Source organism: Pseudomonas sp. 86_A (genome assembly GCF_017491705.1).
Taxonomy (GTDB): domain Bacteria; phylum Pseudomonadota; class Gammaproteobacteria; order Pseudomonadales; family Pseudomonadaceae; genus Aquipseudomonas; species Aquipseudomonas koreensis.
This window is the reverse complement of sequence record NZ_JAFGYS010000001.1, coordinates 93,195-112,594: the sequence shown is the minus strand read 5'-3', so window position 1 is coordinate 112,594 and position 19,400 is coordinate 93,195. Positions and strand designations below refer to the sequence as shown.

Sequence of the window (19,400 nt, the reverse complement as noted above, 5' to 3'; positions counted from 1 at the left end):
GTAGCCGGCGCATTGCTCAGCGGTATAGGAATATGGTTGTATCGTGCAACCATATTCCAGAGGTGCCTGGCCATGACGATTGCCCCTGCCTTGATCGAAGATATCCGCACGGCGTCGCGCACCATGGTGCGTGAGCTGGGCTTCATGCGCGCCACGCTGGCGGCGACCGACTATTCCGCCTCCGGCGTGCATGCGCTGCTGGAAATCGAGGCCGGGGACGGTGTGAGTTCAGCACAATTGGGGCAAAGCCTGGGGCTGGAAAAGTCCAGTGTCAGCCGCATGGTCGGCAAACTGATCAAGGCCGGGGAGATCGCGGAACGTCCCGCCGAGGACGCCCGGGTCAAGCGCCTGCACCTGACGCCGCAGGGCCGGCAGACCGTTGCCGCCATCCACGCCTTTGGGCAGGACCAAGTCAGCAAGGCGCTGCAGGCGCTCAATCCCTCGCAACAACAGAGCGTGGCGCAAGGCCTTGCCACCTACGCCCACGCCCTCAAGACAATCCGCCTGGGCACCCAACAGGCACTCACGCCGAACCTGACCATCAGCGCCGGCTACCGTCCGGGCCTGATTGGCCGGGTGACGCAAATGCATGCCGATTATTACTCGCAGCATGCCGGCTTCGGCGCGGTCTTCGAAAGCCGGGTTGCCAGTGGCGTGGCAGAGTTCGTCGGGCGCCTTGATCAGCCGTGCAACCAGATGTGGGTGGCGATGCTCAACGAGCGCATCGTCGGTTCGATCGCGATCGACGGGCAGGACCTGGGCAACCAGCAAGCGCACCTGCGCTGGTTCATCCTTGATGAAGGCTGTCGCGGGAGCGGTGTCGGCCGGCAACTGCTGAACGCGGCCGTCACGTTTTGTGATCAGCAGGGCTTTGACGCCATTCAACTCTGGACTTTCAAGGGCCTTGACGCTGCGCGCCGACTGTACGAGGCGTCCGGTTTCGCGCTGAGCAAAGAAGAGCAGGGCAGCCAGTGGGGCACGCTCGTCACCGAGCAGCAGTTCACCCGACACCGAGCGCCCGGCGGATTGACTCTGATGGCTGATGCAATTGCTCCCTGTTGATGAGTGCGGTGATGTCCGGGTTACCCCAGAGGAAACTTTCAGTCGATGACGACATAAACAACCGTGCCGTGGTTACCATGGGTGCCGTTTCGACAGGAGTCACACCATGGATCTGAAGTTCAGCCACGTCGATGTACTGGTCACTGATCTCGAAGAAGCCTGTGCTTATTACGCACACATCCTCAACGCCAGAATCTCCAAAACGCTGATCTGGGAGCGGGGCGGGCTGCATGTCCGGTATGCGATTGCGCTGATCGGCCAGGAGCGTTTCATGTTGGTGCAACCGTTGGCCGGCAACCTGAAAGAGCTTCTGGATTCTGCAGGTGAGGGCATGATTTACCGTCACTGCTATTCGACACCGGATATCGAAAAAGCCTACGACGAATTGATCGCCGCCGGTGTTCAGCCTGAGGACGAAAACGGTCAGCCATTGGCTCGCGCGAATCTGCAGTCGCCGTCCGGGGGACGCATCATCTGGTTGCCAAAGCGCTTCGGGCATTTTTCCATCGAGATACTGGAAGAGAAGACGCTGGAGGCCTTTGTCGAGGCTGCGTTTGACTGAGATTTGGCTGATTGAATAGGACGACGCTAGCGCTTTGGCGTCGGCCTTCGAGCCTTGCTCCGCTGCGGCCAGACATTGAAGTGGCGGCGCAAATATCCGCGAGAACTTCCTGTACTCCTATAGCTCGACAAATGGCAATGTTAGTGCTGTTAATACCGGGCCAGCCGATCACGCCAGTTGCCACCCTGTGTGCGCAGGCACTCTTGCTCGGAGTCGAAGCGCACCCAGCGGTCTGAAGGGATCAGGTCGATGTCGGCCTCCCGCAGCGCGGTGGCAGTCAATTCAAAGATGCGTGCTTTGGCGTGCGTCAGGGCGAGGGTTTTGTCAGCCTCGGTTTCGAACACCCAGATGACTTTCAGGGTGGCCGGCAACGCGTTCAGGTCAGCGGTGTGGGTGAGCCAGGTGAAGCCTTTGATTTCTGCTTTTGCGGTTTCACACGCCTGCGTGAGCGTGGCAATCAAGCGCCGTTCGATCCGCGCCAGTTCGCGTTTTCCAGGGGGCATTTCGGGTTCCTTTACTGACAATGGCGAGCGATCAAAGACGCTCATCATATATCGCCGGCAACGGAAGTTCCTTGTCCAGGACAGATCTGTACGCCATACCCGATCCGCATTTTTTCCTTCGAGTCTGGTGCAATCAACCTTCAGCATCCCTGCAATTAACGCGCAGGCACAGTGACGTGAAGCTGCGGTACCATGCCTCACCTCATCACCCACGAGCATTGAAAATGGATTCTCACTCGATTCTGGCCTTTACCCTCATCGCGGCGATTGCCATCGCCAGCCCCGGGCCTGCGACGCTGATGGCGATCAACAACAGTCTGGCGCACGGTCAACGCAGTGCAATCTGGTCGTCGCTGGGCAATGCCAGTGGCCTGTTCTGCCTGTCGGCGGCGGCGATGCTGGGGTTGGGCGCGTTGCTGGCGAGTTCCGAGTGGCTGTTCAATGCGGTGAAAATTCTCGGTGCCGGCTATCTGTTCTATCTCGGGATCAAGCAGTTGTTCAAGAAAGGCTCGATGCTGCCCGACGGCATCGCCGATGACGTGAGCAAGAGCAAGCCGACCCGAATGAAACTGTACAAGTCGGCATTTCTCACGGCGGTGACCAACCCCAAGGCGACGATGTTTTTCACCGCGCTGTTCCCGCAGTTCATCGATCAGGGCGCGGCATTGCTGCCGCAGTTCCTGATCCTGACGTCGATCTTCATGGCGTTGTCGGTGTCGTCGCTGAGCCTGTATGCCGCGCTGGCCTCACGGGCCAAGGGCGTGCTGACCCGGCCCGCGTTGTCGCGTTGGGTCAGCCGGGTAGTGGGCACTACATTCATCGGTTTTGGTGCGGCAATTTTGACTATGCGCCGGCAAACCGTTTAAGCCCTGGGCTTAATCCAGATCGCTGGCCTGATGCCGTTCCGCAACCTGGCTTGCCTCGTCACCCCAGGTGCGGTTGACGCGCTGGCCACGCATCACCGCAGGGCGTTGGGCGATCTCTTCTGCCCAGCGCTGCACGTGGGTGTATTCCTGAGCCGCTAGGAACTCGGCAGCCGAATACACGTTGTTGCGCACCAGTTGCCCGTACCACGGCCAGACCGCGATGTCGGCGATGGTGTAGCTGTCGCCGGCCAGATAGCGTTTTTCAGCGAGGCGTCGGTCGAGCACGTCGAGCTGACGCTTGGTTTCCATGGTGAAGCGGTTGATCGGGTATTCGAGCTTCTCCGGCGCATACGCGTAGAAGTGCCCGAACCCGCCGCCCAGATAAGGCGCCGCGCCCATCTGCCAGAACAGCCAGTTCAGGGTTTCGGTGCGGCCGGCCGGATCTTTTGGCAGGAAGGCGCCGAATTTCTCCGCGAGGTACAGCAGGATCGAACCGGACTCGAACACGCGAATCGGCGGCTGCGCACTATGGTCGAGCAGTGCCGGAATCTTCGAGTTCGGGTTGATTTCGACAAAGCCGCTGGAGAACTGGTCGCCTTCGTTGATGCGAATCAGCCACGCATCGTATTCGGCACCGCTATGCCCCAGCGCTAGCAACTCTTCCAGGAGGATGGTGACCTTCACGCCATTGGGCGTCGCCAGCGAATACAGCTGCAGCGGATGCTTGCCCACTGGCAGCGTCTTGTCATGCGTCGGCCCGGCAATCGGCCGGTTGATGCTGGCGAACTGGCCGCCGGACGGTGCTTCGTGCTTCCAGACTTTGGGCGGTACGTAGGGCGCTTTACTCATGAACTGGGCCTCATCCTTAACTTGCCAAAAAAGAACCTGACGGGTATCAGACGCAACAGCATAAACGCTATGGCGCAAGACTGCGCAACCCCTGGGATCATCAGCCACGCCAGTCAAGCAGGGCGGTGCCATTGTGCGTGCCAGTGGTTAACCCGCGTTTGTGCTGAGCGGGTGTTCCAGCGGCCAGCGCTTCTTCAGGTGTTCCGTCAAATAATCCATAAAAGCCCTGACCTTCGGCGTCAGCGCCGCTCGCTCCTGCACGCAGGCATAGATGTCCATCGGCTCGACATAAGCGTGGGTTTCACCTGGGCGATGTTCAAACAGCGGCACCAGTTGACCGCTTTCGAGGTAGGGCGCGGCGACGAATTCGGCCAGGCGCGTGATGCCCGCGCCGTTGATTGCCATTTGCGCCAGGGCGTCGATGTCATCGCTGATGGCGGTGGCGTTGATCGGCGCGTCGTAGCGCTGGCCGTCGCGGATCAAACCCCAACGCAGAAAACGTCCGTCCAGTGGATAGCGGAACGCCAGGCAGGCGTGGTGCTGCAGGTCTTGCGGTGATTGCGGCACGCCGGCGCGCTCGAGGTAGGCGGGGGCCGCGCAGAAGATGAAGGGCAGGGACACGATGCGGCGCGCGACGATGCCGTCTTCCAGTTGTGGCTTGATCCGCAGGCTCAGGTCGATGTTGTCCTGGATGTGATTGATCTTGCCATTGGTGGTCGACAGTTCCAGCAGCAGACCCGGGTGCAGCGCGGCGAAACCGGCGATCAGCGGTGCCAGCACGTGGCGGCCGAACGCCGAGGTGGAGGCGATGCTCAAGCGGCCTTGCAGTTCGCCTTGATCGCTGAGGATCGAGCTTTGTGCCGACTCCAGGTCCGCCGCGATGCGTTTGACCTTTTCGTAATACAGCGCGCCGTTTTCGGTCAGGGCCATGCGGCGGGTGGTGCGTTGCAACAAGCGCACGCCAAGGTGCGTTTCGAGGCGATTGAGGGTCTGGCTCACAGCGGCGGCACTGACGCCCAGGGTCTTGGCGGCACCGACGATGGAGCCGGCTTCAACCACTTTGATAAAACTGGCAATCGCCGCCAACAGGTTCATCCGTGCTCCGCCAAGTGCGTTCGATTCGTAAGTTCTGCTTTATAAAGTACCTGTGGCTGGCGGTCTAGTTGGGGGCAGGGGGGCTTTGCTAAGGTGCCGGCTCCCTGTCAATGGATGGAAAAGCCATATGAATCAAAGAACCACCACCGATGCCCTGTATCCCTCGCGTCGCAAGCTGTCATCGCGGGCGACGCCCTATGTGTTTGCGTTGTACATGGCGACGATCATGGCGTTCCTGATGTCGCTGGTGATCACCGCCGCCAATTCCGGCATTGATAACGACTACCTGAGTAATGCGCTGCACGCCTACAAACTGGCGATGCCCGTGGCGTTTCTGTGCATCCTCGTGGTGCGCCCGATCGTGGTCAAACTGGTATCGATGACGGTGCACCCGCCTCGTTGATTCACCCTTCGCAAAACCTTGTCCGGCATCCAGCGCCGGGGGGGGGACCGATGCCCGGCGTAACCGGCCAGCGGCTAAAACAATCGAAACTTCACGCGCGCCTCGACTGTCCAGACCCTTGTACCGCCCGGCGGATATCTCTTCGGGCAGGCTTCATGCATCGGTGACAGGCGAGGAACGAGATGACGACGACAGTGGGAGATTTTCTGGTTGAGCGGCTCAGCCAATGGGGCGTCACGCGGATTTTTGGTTATCCGGGAGACGGCATCAATGGCGTGTTCGGCGCGCTCGCCCGAGCCAATGGCAAGATCGAATTCGTTCAGGCGCGGCATGAAGAAATGGCCGCGTTCATGGCCTCGGCGCATGCCAAATTCACCGGCGAGCTGGGGGTGTGCATTGCCACCTCAGGGCCAGGGGCTTCGCACTTGATCACCGGGCTGTACGACGCCCGCATGGATCACCAACCGGTGCTGGCGATTGTCGGCCAGCAGGCGCGTACCGCGCTCGGCAGCCATTACCAGCAGGAGCTGGACCTGGTCTCGATGTTCAAGGATGTGGCCGGCGCCTTTGTGCAGCAAGCGTCGGCGCCGTCACAGGTGCGCCATCTGCTCGACCGCGCCGTGCGCACGGCGGTTGGCGAGCGGCGGGTGACGGCGATCATCCTGCCCAATGACCTGCAGGACCTTGAGTACGAGGCGCCGGCCCGGGCGCATGGCACCGCGCATTCCGGCGTCGGTTACACCAAGCCGAAAGTGCTGCCCTACGAGGCGGATCTGCAGCGCGCCGCCGACGTTTTGAACAGCGGTGAAAAAGTCGCGATTCTGGTGGGCGCCGGTGCATTGCAGGCCACGGATGAAGTGATTGCCGTCGCGGAAAAACTCTGTGCCGGTGTCGCCAAAGCCTTGCTCGGCAAGGCCGCGCTGCCGGACGACTTGCCTTGGGTCACCGGCAGCATCGGCTTGCTCGGCACCGAACCGAGCTACAAGCTGATGAACGAGTGCGACACCTTGCTGATGATCGGCTCGGGTTTCCCCTATGCCGAATTTCTGCCCCAGGAAGGCCAGGCGCGGGGTGTGCAGATCGACTTGCAGCCGGACATGCTCAGTCTGCGTTATTCGATGGAGGTCAATCTGGTCGGCGACTCCGCCGAAACCCTTGCGGCGCTGCTGCCGTTGCTCGAACAGAAGACCTCGCGCAAGTGGCGCAAAAAGATCGAAGGCTGGCGCGGCAGTTGGGAGAAAACCCTGGAAAAACGCGCCATGGCCAAAGCCGATCCGATCAATCCGCAGCGGGTGGTGTATGAGTTGTCACCGCGCTTGCCGGAGCAGGCGATCATCACCAGCGACTCGGGTTCCTGCGCCAACTGGTTCGCCCGTGACCTGAAGATTCGCCGGGGCATGCAATGTTCGCTGTCCGGTGGGCTGGCCTCGATGGGCGCTGCGGTGCCGTACGCGATTGCTGCCAAGTTTGCGCATCCTGAGCGTGCGGTGATCGCGCTGGTGGGTGACGGCGCGATGCAGATGAACAACATGGCTGAGCTGATTACCGTCGCCAAATACTGGCGCCAGTGGGAGAGTCCGAAGTGGATCTGCGCGGTGTTCAACAACGAGGATTTGAATCAGGTCACCTGGGAGCAGCGAGTGATGGAGGGCGATCCGAAGTTCGAAGCCTCGCAGAGCATTCCCGACGTGCCGTATCACCTGTTCGCCATTTCCATCGGCCTGAAAGGCATTTTCGTCGACCGCGATGAGGACGTCGCCGCCGCCTGGGAGCAGGCGCTGGCCTCGGACGTGCCGGTGCTGATCGAGTTCAAGACCGACCCCAACGTGCCGCCGTTGCCGCCACATATCACGTTCCAACAGGCGAAAAAGTTTGCCACCACCTTGCTCAAGGGCGACCCGGATGAAGCGGGCGTGATCGTGCAAGCCGCCAAACAAGTGTTGGCGAGCGTCCTCCCCGGCAAAAAATAATCCGAGCAGGCGCTGCTGCAGGCTGCGATCTTTTAAAAGGATCGCAGCCTGCCGCCATTGACTAGTTACCACGCAAAAAAAAGGAACGCCCGGCGCTCTCCATGGGCCTCAAGCAAAAGCCCCCTCAAGCCGCGAGCGATCACCCGATGAGCAAAACCGTCAGCGCCCACGACCTGCACATCAGCCTTGATCCAGTGAGCGAGGAGGGGTTGTTCAAATGGCTGCTCGCCAGTTTTCTGATGGGCAAGCGTATTCAGGCCGGCATTGCCGCCGAGGCCTATCGAGTGATTGCCGAGCGGCATCAGCGCGACACGCCGCGCAAACTCGCGAACTGCACGCATCGGCAATTGGTCGGCATGCTCGGCGAGGCGCATTACGTGCGTTACGACGAAACCACAGCCACGCGTCTGTTGGCGCTGGCGGCGCGGCTCAATGACGAATACGCCGGCAAGGTCGGCAACATCGTCAAGGCCAGCTCCGATCGTGGCGAGTTCGAACAGCGCCTGAAGGCTTTCGACGGGATTGGTCCGAAGACCGTGGAGATTTTCATGCGTGAAGCGGCGAAGGTGCTTTTTTGATGTTCATTGGTTGCGCAGGCTGGAGTCTGGGGCGTGAGTATTGGCCGCAGTTTCCGGCCGAGGGCACGCATCTGCAGCGTTATGCGGCGCGATTCAATGGTGTGGAAATCAACAGCTCGTTTTATCGCCCGCATCGTCGTCAGACTTATGCGCGCTGGGCGGAATCTGTGCCGCCAGGCTTTCGTTTTTCGGTGAAGGTGCCGAAGCGGATCACCCATGAATTGCGTCTGCAAAACTGTGATCAGGCGCTTGATGAGTTTCTGGAGCAGTGCGGCGGCCTGGGTGATCGACTGGGGTGTTTGCTGGTGCAACTTGCGCCGTCGCTGGCATTCGAGCCGGCAAGCGCTGAGGCATTTTTCGTCGCGTTGCGCCAGCGATTCGACGGTGACGTGGTGGTTGAGCCACGGCACGCATCGTGGGTTACCGCGCAGCCCCTGTTGCAGGCGTATCGGATTGCCCAGGCGGTGGTCGATCCGTCGCGGATCAGCACCGATGGCTCGGCGCAGGACTGGGCGGGGCTGGGTTATTGGCGACTGCACGGTTCGCCGCGGATCTACCACAGCGCCTACGATGAGCGTTATCTGCAAGCGCTGGCACAGCAGCTGAAAGTCGCGGCAGCACAAGGCGCCGTGACTTGGTGCATCTTCGACAACACTGCCAGTGGTGCCGCGCTGGGTAACGCGTTGGCACTGACAGCGTTGATTGCAGGTTGAATCAGACCGACAAGTGCTCGTAGAGGATGGTCGCGCCGACGATCATCAACACCACGCCACCGACAATTTCCGCGCGCTTGCCGACGACCGCGCCGAGCACCCGGCCGAGCATCACGCCGAGGGTCACCATGGTCATGGTCGCCAGGCCGATGGCCGCTGCCGCCACCCAGATATTGACGTCGACGAACGCCAGGCCGACGCCCACCGCGAGTGCGTCGATGCTGGTGGCAAACGCGGTGACCGCGAGAATCAGGAACGAATGTTGACCGGGTTTTTCCTCTTCCTCGTCTTCGTGTTTGAGGCCGTTGTAGATCATGTGCAGGCCGAGGATGACCAGCAGGGTGAAGGCGATCCAGTGGTCCCATTCGGCGACCCAACGGGTGGCGGCCTGGCCGATCAGCCAGCCGATGATCGGGGTGATGGCTTCGATTACGCCGAAAATCAGACCGGTGCGCAAGGCTTCGGTCAGACGCGGTTTGTGCAGGCTGGAGCCTTTGCCGATGGCCGCGGCGAACGCGTCCGTGGACATGGCCAGGGCGAGGAATATGAGGGAAACAGGATTCACGGGGGCACACTTCCAGTCGGGCTATGAGTCAACGACACAACCACACGCCCGACTTTAGGCATGGATGTGTCGTCGGTCTCACCAACCAAAAGGTGTTCGCACCACGGCATGTTGCCGAGAATGTTGATACGAACGCTTCCGAGGAACTCGGAAACAGGCTACTCCCCAACGAGGCTGCGGATCTTATGGGGGCCAACATGAAAATTTTGTCAAAAGCGCCGAGGCCATCGAAAAAGAGCAAATCTCTGTGGCGAGGGAGCTTGCTCCCGCCGGGTCGCGCAGCGGCCCTTTTTTTGCCGAACAGCAGAAGCCCTGCTGCGCAGTCCAGCGGGAGCAAGCTCCCTCGCCACAGCGAATCTGACCTGAGAGAGCAGCGCTAAGCCAAGGGGGCCTCATTGATCCGCAACTGCGCGCACAATCCACCCTGCGGCCGGTTGTACAGCTGCAGCGTGCTGCCGATCTTGCTGACGATCATCTGCACGATCGCCAGCCCCAGCCCGGCGCCATTGCCATGGCCGTGGCTGTAGAAACGCTCGAACAACCGCGCGTACTCCAATTCGTTGATCCCGGGCCCGGCGTCCTCGACGCTGATGTACACCGCGCCGCCGGCCTGCGGTTGCACCTGAACCCGCACCTCGCTGCCGGGCGGGGCGAAGTTCAGCGCATTGGTCACCAGGTTTTGCAGGGCGATGGCGAGGGCCACCGGATCGGTTTCGACCGGGCAGTGGTGGTCGCTGTCGAGGATCAGTTCGACGTCTTTTTCCAGGGCCAGCGGCGCCAGTTCGGCGAGTTCTTCGCGGACCAGTTCGGTCAGGTCCACGGCGCTGGTTTCGGGATGCGCCAGGCGCGGTTCGATCCGCGCCATGGTCAGCAACTGACTGGCGATGCGCGTCGCCCGATCCACTGCGCTGACCAGAAACTCCAGGGCTTCTTCGCGCTGTTGCGGGGTCGCGGCCAGTTGTGCGTTTTGCGCGTGGATCCGCAGGATCGCCAGCGGCGTGCGCAGCTCATGGGCCGCATCGGCGATGAAGCGGCGTTCCCGGGCCAGCAGGTTGTCGATCTGCTGCAACAGACGATTGAGCGCGGTTTGCATCGGCTCCAGATCATGCGGCAGGGGGCTGAGGTGCAGCGGTTTCAGGGTTTCGGTGTCACGTCCGCGAATGCTCTGCGCCATCGCGCGCAACGGCTGCAGGCCCCAGCCGATGTTCAGCCAGATCAGCGCGGCCAGCAGCGGTACGCCGATCAGGCTCGGCCACAGGGTGTGGCCGACGATGCGCTCGATCAGGTCCTGGCGGATATCGTCGCGCTCGCCGACCCAGATCAACAGCCCTTGTTGCGGGTCCTTGAGCAGGAACGCGCACCAGTCGCGGCCATTTTCCATCAGGTCATGCGAGCCGAGAGTGGTTGGCGGTGCGGCGAGCTCCGGTGCTTCGGCCGAGCGCACCAGCAACTGCCCGTCGCTGCGCCAGACCTGAAAGGTCAGACGAGTTTCGTAAGGGTGCGCGGCCTCGCCATCACCGACCCGGCTCATGGCTGCATCGAACGCCTGATAGAGCCGGGTCCAGTCGTTGTCGCCCGGCGCACGCTGGGCCAGCACGCCTTGCAGCAGACGGGCACTTTGCGCCAGTTGGGCATCGTAGACTTCTTCGATTTCGTGGTGGCTGTCGCGCAGCACCAGCCAACTGATCAGGACGTCGCCGATCAATACCAAAATCAGCACCGGCACCAGAATTCGCGCACGAATGGAAATCATGGCTTGAGCTCCAGCACATAACCGACACCGCGCACGGTGCGGATCAACTCGGTCGAAAGCTTTTTGCGCAGGTTGTGGATCAGCACTTCGAGGGTGTTGCTCTCGACCCGTTCCTGCCAGCCATACAGCGCCCGGGACAGGCGTTCGCGGGTGACGACCTTGCCGGGACGGGCCAGCAGTTGGTGCAGCAGTTGATATTCCATGGGGGTGACCACCACGTCGTTGCCGTGCCAGCTGACTTGTTGCGTGACCGGGTCGAGACACACCCCGGCATGCTCCAGCACCGGTTGCGCACGGCCCTGGCTGCGGCGCAGCAAGGCGCGGATGCGGGCTTTCAATTCATCGACGTCAAACGGTTTGATCAGGTAGTCGTCGGCCCCTGCGTCCAGCCCGGCGATGCGTTCGGCGGTGCCGTCGCGGGCGGTGAGGATCAGCACCGGCAGATCCTGTTGTTCGCCGCGCAGGCGTTGCAGCAGGGCCAGGCCATCGAGGCGCGGCAGGCCGAGGTCGAGCAGCAGCAGATCGAAGCTTTCGCTGCGCAGGGCATGCAAGGCGCTGACCCCGTCCTGCAACCAGTCGAGGGTGTAGCCTTCGCTGCCGAGGGCAACACGAATGCCTTGACCGAGGGCGCGATCATCTTCGACCAGCAATAGGCGCATAACGGAGTCTCTTGAGGAAACAGGGCGGGTGACCGGCGGCATCATGCCGCTGTGCGAGGGGCTGTGGCAGTTCACCCGACGGGAAAGATGTAACGACTCGTTGCCAACTAAGCTTTCACTAAGGTTGCTTTTGCACAGTGAGGCCTTCCTCATCGAGCGAGAGTGTTTTCCATGCGCAAACTTCTGCTGTTGTCCCTGATCGTTGCCAGCCCGTTGGCCGTCGCCGGCCCGCAATGCACCACCGCCGAACGTTCGCAATGGCAAGACCAGAAAGCCTTTCAGGAGCAGCTCAAGGCCCAGGGCTACGAGATCAGCAAGTTCAAGGTTACCGACGGCAACTGCTATGAGATCTACGGCTTCGACAAAGACAAGCGCAAGATCGAGATCTACCACGACCCGGTCAGCGGCAAAGCGGTGAAAACCGAGATCAAGGGCTGATGCCAAGCGCGTCCCTGCGCCTGTGGGACCCCGTGGTGCGGCTGTTTCATCTGTCCATCGCGGGCGTCTTCGTCGCCAACTACTTCTTCAATGAAGCCGGTGACGACTGGCATGTCTGGCTCGGCTATTACGCCATGGCCTGGCTGCTGGTGCGCGTGGTGTGGGGATTCGTCGGGCCGCGCAGTGCGCGCTGGGCGGATTTCTGGCCGACACCGACGCGGCTGATCGCCCATGGGCGATCACTGATTGCCGGACGGCCCGAGCATCGCCTCGGGCATTCGCCGATTGGCGCGCTAGTGATGCTTCTGATGTTGCTGGCGATGTTGATTGCCGGTTTGAGCGGCTGGGCCATGGAAGAGGTCGACGCCTTGTGGGGCGCCGACTGGCCGTTGCAGGTGCACGAAACGGCTACCGACGTCTTGTTGGTGCTGGTGGGTCTGCACATCGCCGCTGCGGTGTTCGAAAGTTTTCTGGTTCGCGACAACTTGCCGTTGTCGATGCTCACCGGACGCCGTCGCCGCTTGCCGGACGACCCGACGCGCTGACAGGGATGTGTTGCCGATGCCCTCCCTCCTGTTCTTGCCGTGAGTCCACTATGCGTGCGTTGTCCTATCGCTTGAAACTGACCCTTGGCGGACTGGCCGTGTGCCTGATTTTCTGGAGCGCCTGGCGCAGTCATCCGGCCCATGTGCTGGCGCCGTTTGCCGTGACGACGCCGCCGGTCGATGCGTCGTTGCAGGCACCGGAACCGGTGTACAGCAGCCGCTTCGTCTCATCAAAACTGAATGATTTCGTGCACTCGTCGTCGGTCACCGCGCTGCCGGGCGGCGACCTGATGGCGGTGTGGTTTGCCGGTTCCCGAGAGGGTGCGGCCGACGTGCAGATTCGCACCGCACGGTACGACGCCGACACCGCGGAGTGGGGTGCCGAGCAGGTGCTCGCCACCCGCGAATCGACTCGCGATGGCACCCGCCGCTACATCCGCAAACTGGGCAACCCGGTGATCGCCCTCGCGCCGGATCAGCGCCTGTGGATGTTTTATGTGTCGGTGTCCGTGGGCGGCTGGGCCACCAGCGCGATCAATGTGATGGTCTCGGATGATTTCGGGCGCAACTGGACGGCGCCACGGCAGTTGGTCACTTCGCCGTTTTTCAACATCAGCACGCTGGTGCGCGCGGCGCCGGTGTTCCATGCCGATGGCTCGATCGGCCTGCCGGTGTACCACGAGTTCATGGGCAAGTTCGCCGAGTATCTGTACCTGAGCGCGGACGGGGCGGTGATCGACAAATTCCGCATCAGCCGTGGCAAGCATTCGTTGCAGCCGACCATTGTGCCGCTGGACGGGCGACGTGCCGTGGCGATGCTGCGTTATGCGGGCGAGACCCATCATCGGGTGCTGGCCAGCCGCACCGAGGACGCCGGGCAGACCTGGAGCGAGCCGTATCCGCTGGAACCGGCCAACCCCAATTCGTCGCTGGCGGCAGTCGGCACCGACGACAACGGCTTGCTGGTGGCACTGAACGATCTGCAGGACGGGCGCTTCAAGCTCAGCCTGTATGGCACCGATGCCAACCTGAACGACTGGCGCAACGTGATCGAACTCGATCAGTCGCCCGATCCGCTCGGCCAGCCGTTCGCTCCCGAAGCCTACAAGGCGATCATCGGCGAAGGCTTTCGCGCCTCCAGCGGTGCCCGGCGCCTGCCGCTGGAGGAGCGCTTCCTGAGCAATCTGGACTACCGGGTGTGCAAGCCGCAGGGCTGTGATTTCGAGTACGAATACCCGTACTTCAGTCGCGGCAGCGACGGCCTCTATCACCTGGTGTATTCGTGGAATAACACCTTCATCAAACATGTCAGCTTCAATGAAGCGTGGCTGGCGGAGCGCCTGTGATGTTGTTTCTCTGGCAAGCCCATTTGACCTTCATCCTGCTCGGCTTTGTCCTGCTGGGTTCGCTGCACTGCACGCAACGCTGGCGCCCATGGCTGCTGCCGGTGCTGGCGGCGGTCAGTTTCATTCCGCTCAACGATCTGCCTTTGGCGGCCTACGTGCGCAGTTTCACCGACGATCTGGCGATCACCACGCTGGTGTTGCTCGGCTGGGCCAGCCTGGTCCGGCTCGGCGTGGTCAAGAAGCAAACGCTGTCGGCGCGGGTTCAAGTGTTGGTGCTGTTCATCGCACTGGCCGCGCTGTTGTACCCGGCGACGATGGGCCTGACGTATGTCGATCCCTACCGTTGGGGCTTCAACCCCCGGCCGCTGATCCTCTGTATGGGGCTGCTGACCCTGGGGTTGTTGTGGCTGCGCAACACGCTGGCGGTGTCGATGCTCGCGCTGGGTACGCTGGCCTTTGCGCTGCGGCTCAAGGCCTCGGAAAACTATTGGGATTACCTGATCGACCCGCTGCTGGTGGGTTACTGCCTGGTGGCGGGGGCGACGCTGTGCCTGCGCGAGGTCTGGCGTCTGCTGCGACCGGCCCCGGCGATCCCGACATCTTCTATCTGAACCAACGACACAGAGGTCAATGATGGGCTGGTTGCAATCGCGACGCCTGCGCTACGGCGTGGGTGCGGCAGGTTTGGCGTTCTTGTTGTTTGCCGTGCTCAGACTGGTGTTTGTGCTGGGGTTTTCCGGGATCGCGCCCAGCGAGTTCGTCGATAACCCGGCGTTGCGTGAAACCCTGAGCATCGGCTTGCGCTTCGATCTGCGCCTCGCGGTGTTGCTGATATTGCCGCTGGCGCTGCTGGCCTGGCTGCCGCGCTGGAACCTCACGCGGCTGCCCGGATTGCGCATGCTGGTGCGGGTTTACTGGCTGCTGGCGCTCGGTGCGGTGGGCCTGCTGTACATCATCGATTTTGGCCACTACGCCTACCTCGGTGTACGGATCAATGCCACGGTGCTGCGTTATCTGGAGGATGCGCAGATCTCGCAGCAGATGGTCTGGGAAACCTATCCGGTGCTGTGGATCGGCCTCGGCTGGTTGGCGACGCTGGGCCTATGGTTCTACGGATTTGTAACACTGGAACGCCGGACCCTGGCCCGTGAACCCAAGGTCATCCGGCGTACCTCGCTGGCACTGGGTACAGGTTTCGGCGTGGTCGCGGTGCTGCTGGCGTTGCTCGGCCGGGTGGAAAATCTCAACCTGGAAAACCCGGTGCCGCTGCGCTGGAGCGATGCGTTTTTTTCCGGCAACGGGCAAATCGCCGCCGTGGGCCTGAACCCGGTGCTGTTCCTCTATGACACGCTTAAGGCCGGGCAGGCGCAGTTCGATGAGGCGCAGGTGCGTGAGCATTACCCGGTGGTGGCGCGGTATCTGGGTGTGGACCAGCCGAATGCGCAAAGCCTGACGTTCGAACGCCAGCAAGGCGTGCAGCCGTATCAGGTGAAGGGCACGCCGAACGTGATGTTCGTCATGCTCGAATCACTGGGCACCAGCGCCGTCGGCGCCTACGGCAATCCGCTGAACCCGACGCCGAACCTCGACCAACTGGCGGCCCGCAGCTGGTTCTTCAAGCACTTCTATGTGCCGGTCACCGGTACCGCGAAAACCGTGTGGGCGAGCATCACCGGCGTTCCCGACGTGACGCGCCGCGAGACCGCCACCCGTCATCCGCTGATCACACGTCAGCACACGTTGATCAATGCCTTCACCGATTACCAGAAGCTCTACATGATTGGCGGCAATGCCGGCTGGGCCAATATCAATGCGCTGATCCAGCAGAGCATCGAGGGCGTGCGCCTGTATCAGGAAAGTGACTGGCGTTCGCCGCTGGTGGACGTGTGGGGGATTTCCGATCTGGATCTGTTCAAGGAGAGCGACCGCATCCTGCGCGACTTGCCGAAGGACCGACCGTTCTTTGCCTATGTGCAAACCTCGGGCAACCATCGGCCGTTCACCATCCCCAAGGACAATGACGGCTTTCAGATCAGCAACCTGTCGCTGGAACAGGTGCAGGCCGCCGGTTCGCGCAGCGTCGAGCAGTACAACGCGGTGCGCTTGCTGGATTTCAACATCGGCAAGTTGATGGAACTGGCCAAGGCCGGCGGCTATTACGACAACACGATTTTTGTGTTCTTCGGCGACCACAACACGCGCATCAGCCAGATCCCGCACATGCCGCCGGCGTTCGAACAATTGGGCCTGGAAAGCAATCACGTGCCGATGCTGATTTACGCGCCGGGGCTGCTCGCGCCCAAGGTCATCGACGAAGCGGTGGGGCTGGCGGACCTGTTGCCGACGGTGGCGGGGATGGCCGGCGTGCCGTTCCGTAACGGTGCGATGGGCCGCGATGTCCAGCAACCGGCGCCGGAAGGTGAGCGTGTGGTGCCGCTGGTGTTGCGCGAAGGGACGTTCCCGTTGATTGGCGGGGTGACGCAGGATTTCCTGCTGCAGATGCAGCATGACGGCAGTTCACCGACGCTGCATGACCTGGCATCGAAGACGCCGCTGGATAACGTCGCCGAGCAAAATCCGCAGGAGTTCCAGCGTCTGGTTGAGTTGACGCGGGGGCTGCACGAGAGTGCGCGGCTGATGCTGTATCGCAACGTGCGCTGACCGGGATTGCGCCCGGTCAGCGCAGCGTTTTCAGCGGTTGAGGAAGGCCAGCAGGTCTTCGTTCAGCGCCTCGGTGTGCGTCACCGCAAAACCGTGCGGTGCGCCGGCGTAGACTTTCAGCTCGGCGCCCTTGATCAGCGCGGCGGCCTGCTTGCCGGTGGTTTCGAACGGCACGATCTGATCGCCGTCGCCGTGGATCACCAGGGTCGGCACATCAATCTTGGCCATGTCCGGGCGGAAGTCGGTTTCGGAGAACGCGGTGACGCAGTCCACGGTGCCTTTCAGCGAAGCCAGCAGGGCGACGTTGAGGGTTTGCGTGAGCACGCCGTCGGAGACTTTCTGGCCCTGATTGGTGCCATAGAACGGCGCGGCGAAATCAGCGATGAACTGCGCACGATCCTTGAGCAGGCCGGCCTTGATCCCGTCGAACACCGAGGTGTCGACGCCTTGCGGGTAGTCGGCCTTCTTGCCGAATAGCGGTGTCACTGCGCCCAGCAGCACCAGACCGGCAACGCGTTCGGTGCCGTGACGCGCGATGTAGCGGCTGACGTCGCCGCCGCCCATGGAGAAGCCCACCAGCGTCACGTCGCGCAGGTCGAGGTGCTGGATCAGTTGCGCGATGTCATCGGCGAAGGTGTCGTAGTCGTAACCGTTCCACGGTTGATCGGAGCGCCCGAAACCACGGCGGTCAAAGGCAATCGTGCGGTAGCCGCGACTGCTCAGATACTCCATCTGGTATTCCCACATGTCGGCATCCAGCGGCCAGCCATGGCTGAACAGCACGGGCTTGCCGCTACCCCAGTCCTTGAAATAGATCGCGGTGCCGTCATCGGTAGTGAATGTGCTCATGGAAACTCCTTGCTTGAGTGGGCGTTCGGGAGGGACTTTGAAAGCAGGATTCACTATCCGCGCAATCGAACGCGGCCACTTGTATGCAGGTGCTGCGCTGTCGGAAATGGTCTTTTGATACCGGGAAAACGGCGGGAGCGCCGATTGTTCAAACGCTGATACAAACCCGACAAACGGTCGAAACGATAGTTTGACGTCAAAATGATGGCCATCTAATATCGCGCCACTATTTTGATGTCATTTTCCGTATCGAGGGATCGAACATGTCCTCACCCGCCCTCGCGGCGAGGTTGTGCGTAGCGTTGCTGTGCCTGTCTCCGCTTCAAATTGCCTTCGCTGCACCCACCCCCGGTGAAACCGACCTGATTCGCGAACGCCAGAATCGCCTGCTCGAAGAGCAGCAGCGGCGTCTCGAAGAACTCAAGGATCTCCCGGGCAAGGAGGCCAAGCCCGCACAACCGGCAGCGCCTGCCGATACCCGTTGCTTCCCGATCAAGGACATCGAGCTCAAGGGCGCCGACAGTCTGTCCGACAGCGACAAAACCCGTCTGCTCAAGCCCTACATCGACCAGTGCCTCGGTGTACCGCAGCTCAACGAGCTGCTGAAAGTCATCACCGACCATTACATCGAGAAAGGCTTGGTCACCAGCCGTGCTTACCTGCCGCAGCAGGATTTGTCGGGTGGTCATCTGAAAGTGCTGGTGGTCGAAGGCAAGCTCGAAGGCATGAAAGGCGCCGAGAACAGCAAGCTGTCGGAGCGTGAACTGGCCATGGCATTTCCCGGCAAGGCCGGCGAGCTGGTCAACCTGCGCGAGATCGAGCAGATGGTCGATCAGCTCAATCGCCTGCCGTCCAATCAGGCAAAGATGGAGCTGGCGCCGGGCAAGAACGTCGGCGGCAGCGAAGTGCTGGTCACCAACACCCCACAGAAACCCTGGCGTGCCGGGCTGTCGCGCAGCAACGACGGCCAGCGCAGCACCGGTGAACAGCAGTGGGGCACGACCTTCGATTGGGACAGCCCGCTGGGCCTGGCCGACCAGTTGAGCCTGCGCGGTGGTCACGATGCAATGACCGACCACCAGCACACCTCCAGCAACGCCATGCTTAATTACAACCTGCCGTGGGGCTGGTGGAATTTCAGTTACACCTACAGCCAGAGTGACTACCGCTCGCAGATCGCCGCCAATGGCTACAACTTCAAGCAGACCGGCGACAGCGAAAACCATCAGCTGCGCGCCGAACGGGTAATCCATCGCGACTCGGTGAGCAAGACCTCGCTCAGCGCCGGCCTGTCCTACCTGCGCACCAACAACTACATCGAAGACAGCAAGCTCAAGCTCAGTAGCAACCGCATCAGCGAAGCGCAGTTCGGTTTCAACCACGGTCGCCGCATCGGCAGCGCCTTCGTCAACTTCGACGCCGGCATGCAAGAAGGCATCGGCGCGTTCGATGCGCAGGGCAGCCACGATCCAGGCCCGGGTGAACCGGATGCGCGCTACCGCAAATACACCGCGACCCTGAGCTACCTGCAACCGTTCAAGGTGTGGGGGGAATCCTTCAGCTTCAGCAGCCTGATGACCGGCCAGCGCAGCGAGGACGTGCTGTTCAGTTCACAACGCACCAGCCTCGGCGGGCTGTCGTCGATCCGTGGTTACAAGGATCAATCGCTGTCTGGCGACAGCGGCGGTTACTGGCGCAACGACCTGCGCTGGAGCCGTCCGGTCAGCGCCGAGTGGCTGCGCCCGGTGTTCGCCGAATACGGCACCAGCCTCGGCTACGACCAGGGCGTGATTCGCGGCGATCGTTACAACGGCGATCAGCACGGGCGCATGTCGAGCAACTCGCTGGAACTGTTCGCCCGTGGTGAACACGTGGCCGCCAGCGTGACCTTTGCCCATTCCCTGGAACGCCCGGACGTGCTGACCGAGCGTGAAGCGCCGATCTATTTCCGCCTCGACTTTTTCATCTGATAACCACTTTTCG

General features: G+C 61.7%; 20 protein-coding genes and 1 riboswitch. Of the genes, 13 read left to right on the top strand and 7 right to left on the bottom strand.

All coding sequences use genetic code 11. The annotated features are described in order from the left end of the window. The first annotated feature begins 72 nt into the window (after positions 1–72). Both J5M57_RS00485 and J5M57_RS00480 read left to right on the top strand, forming a co-directional pair. Positions 73–1,062: a helix-turn-helix domain-containing GNAT family N-acetyltransferase gene (locus J5M57_RS00485; RefSeq protein WP_207849769.1), complete on the top strand. Its 990-nt coding sequence runs from the start codon at positions 73–75 to the stop codon at positions 1,060–1,062. A gap of 106 nt (positions 1,063–1,168) precedes the next feature. Continuing rightward, positions 1,169–1,624, top strand: coding sequence for a VOC family protein (locus tag J5M57_RS00480; RefSeq protein ID WP_169841422.1), 456 nt, complete (start codon positions 1,169–1,171; stop codon positions 1,622–1,624). Between the two features lie 149 nt (positions 1,625–1,773). On the opposite strand, the gene J5M57_RS00475 is transcribed toward J5M57_RS00480, so the two are convergent. After that, the gene (locus J5M57_RS00475; RefSeq protein WP_169841423.1) at positions 1,774–2,127 is read right to left on the bottom strand and encodes a hypothetical protein; all 354 of its coding nucleotides are present in this window, start codon (positions 2,125–2,127) and stop codon (positions 1,774–1,776) included. A gap of 224 nt (positions 2,128–2,351) precedes the next feature. On the opposite strand from J5M57_RS00475, the gene J5M57_RS00470 reads away from it, so the two are divergent. Then, positions 2,352–2,993, top strand: coding sequence for a LysE family translocator (locus tag J5M57_RS00470; RefSeq protein WP_207849768.1), 642 nt, complete (start codon positions 2,352–2,354; stop codon positions 2,991–2,993). Positions 2,994–3,002: 9 nt separating this feature from the next. On the opposite strand, the gene yghU is transcribed toward J5M57_RS00470, so the two are convergent. Both yghU and J5M57_RS00460 read right to left on the bottom strand, forming a co-directional pair. Beyond that, positions 3,003–3,842: a glutathione-dependent disulfide-bond oxidoreductase gene (gene yghU, locus J5M57_RS00465; RefSeq protein WP_064587917.1), complete on the bottom strand. Its 840-nt coding sequence runs from the start codon at positions 3,840–3,842 to the stop codon at positions 3,003–3,005. A 147-nt stretch (positions 3,843–3,989) separates the two neighbouring features. Next, positions 3,990–4,937 (bottom strand): LysR family transcriptional regulator, encoded by a 948-nt coding sequence (locus tag J5M57_RS00460; RefSeq protein WP_207849767.1) that lies wholly within the window; start codon positions 4,935–4,937, stop codon positions 3,990–3,992. Between the two features lie 127 nt (positions 4,938–5,064). Here J5M57_RS00460 and J5M57_RS00455 point away from each other — a divergent pair, with 127 nt between their 5' ends. The 4 genes from J5M57_RS00455 (at position 5,065) to J5M57_RS00440 (ending at position 8,601) form a co-directional block, all read left to right on the top strand. Further along, positions 5,065–5,340, top strand: a complete 276-nt coding sequence (locus tag J5M57_RS00455) for a DUF2798 domain-containing protein (RefSeq protein WP_207849766.1) — start codon at positions 5,065–5,067, stop codon at positions 5,338–5,340. A gap of 182 nt (positions 5,341–5,522) precedes the next feature. After that, positions 5,523–7,310, top strand: coding sequence for a thiamine pyrophosphate-requiring protein (locus J5M57_RS00450; RefSeq protein WP_207849765.1), 1,788 nt, complete (start codon positions 5,523–5,525; stop codon positions 7,308–7,310). Between the two features lie 146 nt (positions 7,311–7,456). Next, the gene (locus J5M57_RS00445; RefSeq protein ID WP_207849813.1) at positions 7,457–7,888 is read left to right on the top strand and encodes a DNA methylase; all 432 of its coding nucleotides are present in this window, start codon (positions 7,457–7,459) and stop codon (positions 7,886–7,888) included. Further along, positions 7,888–8,601 carry a DUF72 domain-containing protein gene (locus J5M57_RS00440; RefSeq protein WP_207849764.1) on the top strand — a complete coding sequence of 238 codons (714 nt, stop codon included), beginning with the start codon at positions 7,888–7,890 and terminating at the stop codon, positions 8,599–8,601. Before J5M57_RS00445 ends, J5M57_RS00440 begins: the two co-directional genes overlap by 1 nt. A 1-nt stretch (position 8,602) precedes the next feature. On the opposite strand, the gene mntP is transcribed toward J5M57_RS00440, so the two are convergent. The 3 genes from mntP to J5M57_RS00425 form a co-directional block, all read right to left on the bottom strand. Beyond that, positions 8,603–9,166: a manganese efflux pump MntP gene (gene mntP, locus J5M57_RS00435; RefSeq protein ID WP_083368837.1), complete on the bottom strand. Its 564-nt coding sequence runs from the start codon at positions 9,164–9,166 to the stop codon at positions 8,603–8,605. 6 nt (positions 9,167–9,172) lie between these two features. Next, positions 9,173–9,345, bottom strand: a riboswitch (yybP-ykoY riboswitch). A gap of 197 nt (positions 9,346–9,542) precedes the next feature. Then, complete coding sequence (locus J5M57_RS00430) at positions 9,543–10,919, bottom strand: ATP-binding protein (protein ID WP_207849763.1); 1,377 nt, start codon at positions 10,917–10,919, stop codon at positions 9,543–9,545. After that, complete coding sequence (locus J5M57_RS00425; protein WP_064587910.1) at positions 10,916–11,578, bottom strand: response regulator; 663 nt, start codon at positions 11,576–11,578, stop codon at positions 10,916–10,918. Before J5M57_RS00425 ends, J5M57_RS00430 begins: the two co-directional genes overlap by 4 nt. A gap of 171 nt (positions 11,579–11,749) precedes the next feature. On the opposite strand from J5M57_RS00425, the gene J5M57_RS00420 reads away from it, so the two are divergent. From J5M57_RS00420 to J5M57_RS00400, 5 genes are read left to right on the top strand one after another with little or no spacing between them, the layout of a single operon-like run. Beyond that, positions 11,750–12,016 carry a PepSY domain-containing protein gene (locus J5M57_RS00420; RefSeq protein WP_207849762.1) on the top strand — a complete coding sequence of 89 codons (267 nt, stop codon included), beginning with the start codon at positions 11,750–11,752 and terminating at the stop codon, positions 12,014–12,016. Continuing rightward, on the top strand, positions 12,016–12,561 hold the full coding sequence (locus tag J5M57_RS00415) for a cytochrome b/b6 domain-containing protein (RefSeq protein WP_169841434.1): 546 nt from the start codon (positions 12,016–12,018) through the stop codon (positions 12,559–12,561). Before J5M57_RS00420 ends, J5M57_RS00415 begins: the two co-directional genes overlap by 1 nt. A gap of 50 nt (positions 12,562–12,611) precedes the next feature. Then, positions 12,612–13,907, top strand: a complete 1,296-nt coding sequence (locus tag J5M57_RS00410; protein ID WP_207849761.1) for a sialidase family protein — start codon at positions 12,612–12,614, stop codon at positions 13,905–13,907. Then, positions 13,907–14,518 carry a hypothetical protein gene (locus J5M57_RS00405; RefSeq protein ID WP_207849760.1) on the top strand — a complete coding sequence of 204 codons (612 nt, stop codon included), beginning with the start codon at positions 13,907–13,909 and terminating at the stop codon, positions 14,516–14,518. The genes J5M57_RS00410 and J5M57_RS00405 overlap by 1 nt, the downstream gene beginning before the upstream one ends. A gap of 22 nt (positions 14,519–14,540) precedes the next feature. Continuing rightward, entirely contained in the window at positions 14,541–16,568 is a 2,028-nt protein-coding gene (locus tag J5M57_RS00400) for an LTA synthase family protein (RefSeq protein WP_207849759.1), read from the top strand. A 30-nt stretch (positions 16,569–16,598) separates the two neighbouring features. On the opposite strand, the gene J5M57_RS00395 is transcribed toward J5M57_RS00400, so the two are convergent. Beyond that, positions 16,599–17,417 carry an alpha/beta hydrolase gene (locus J5M57_RS00395; protein WP_064587905.1) on the bottom strand — a complete coding sequence of 273 codons (819 nt, stop codon included), beginning with the start codon at positions 17,415–17,417 and terminating at the stop codon, positions 16,599–16,601. A gap of 263 nt (positions 17,418–17,680) precedes the next feature. Between J5M57_RS00395 and J5M57_RS00390 the strand changes: the two genes are divergently transcribed. Beyond that, the gene (locus J5M57_RS00390; RefSeq protein WP_207849758.1) at positions 17,681–19,387 is read left to right on the top strand and encodes a ShlB/FhaC/HecB family hemolysin secretion/activation protein; all 1,707 of its coding nucleotides are present in this window, start codon (positions 17,681–17,683) and stop codon (positions 19,385–19,387) included. Positions 19,388–19,400 lie beyond the last annotated feature (13 nt).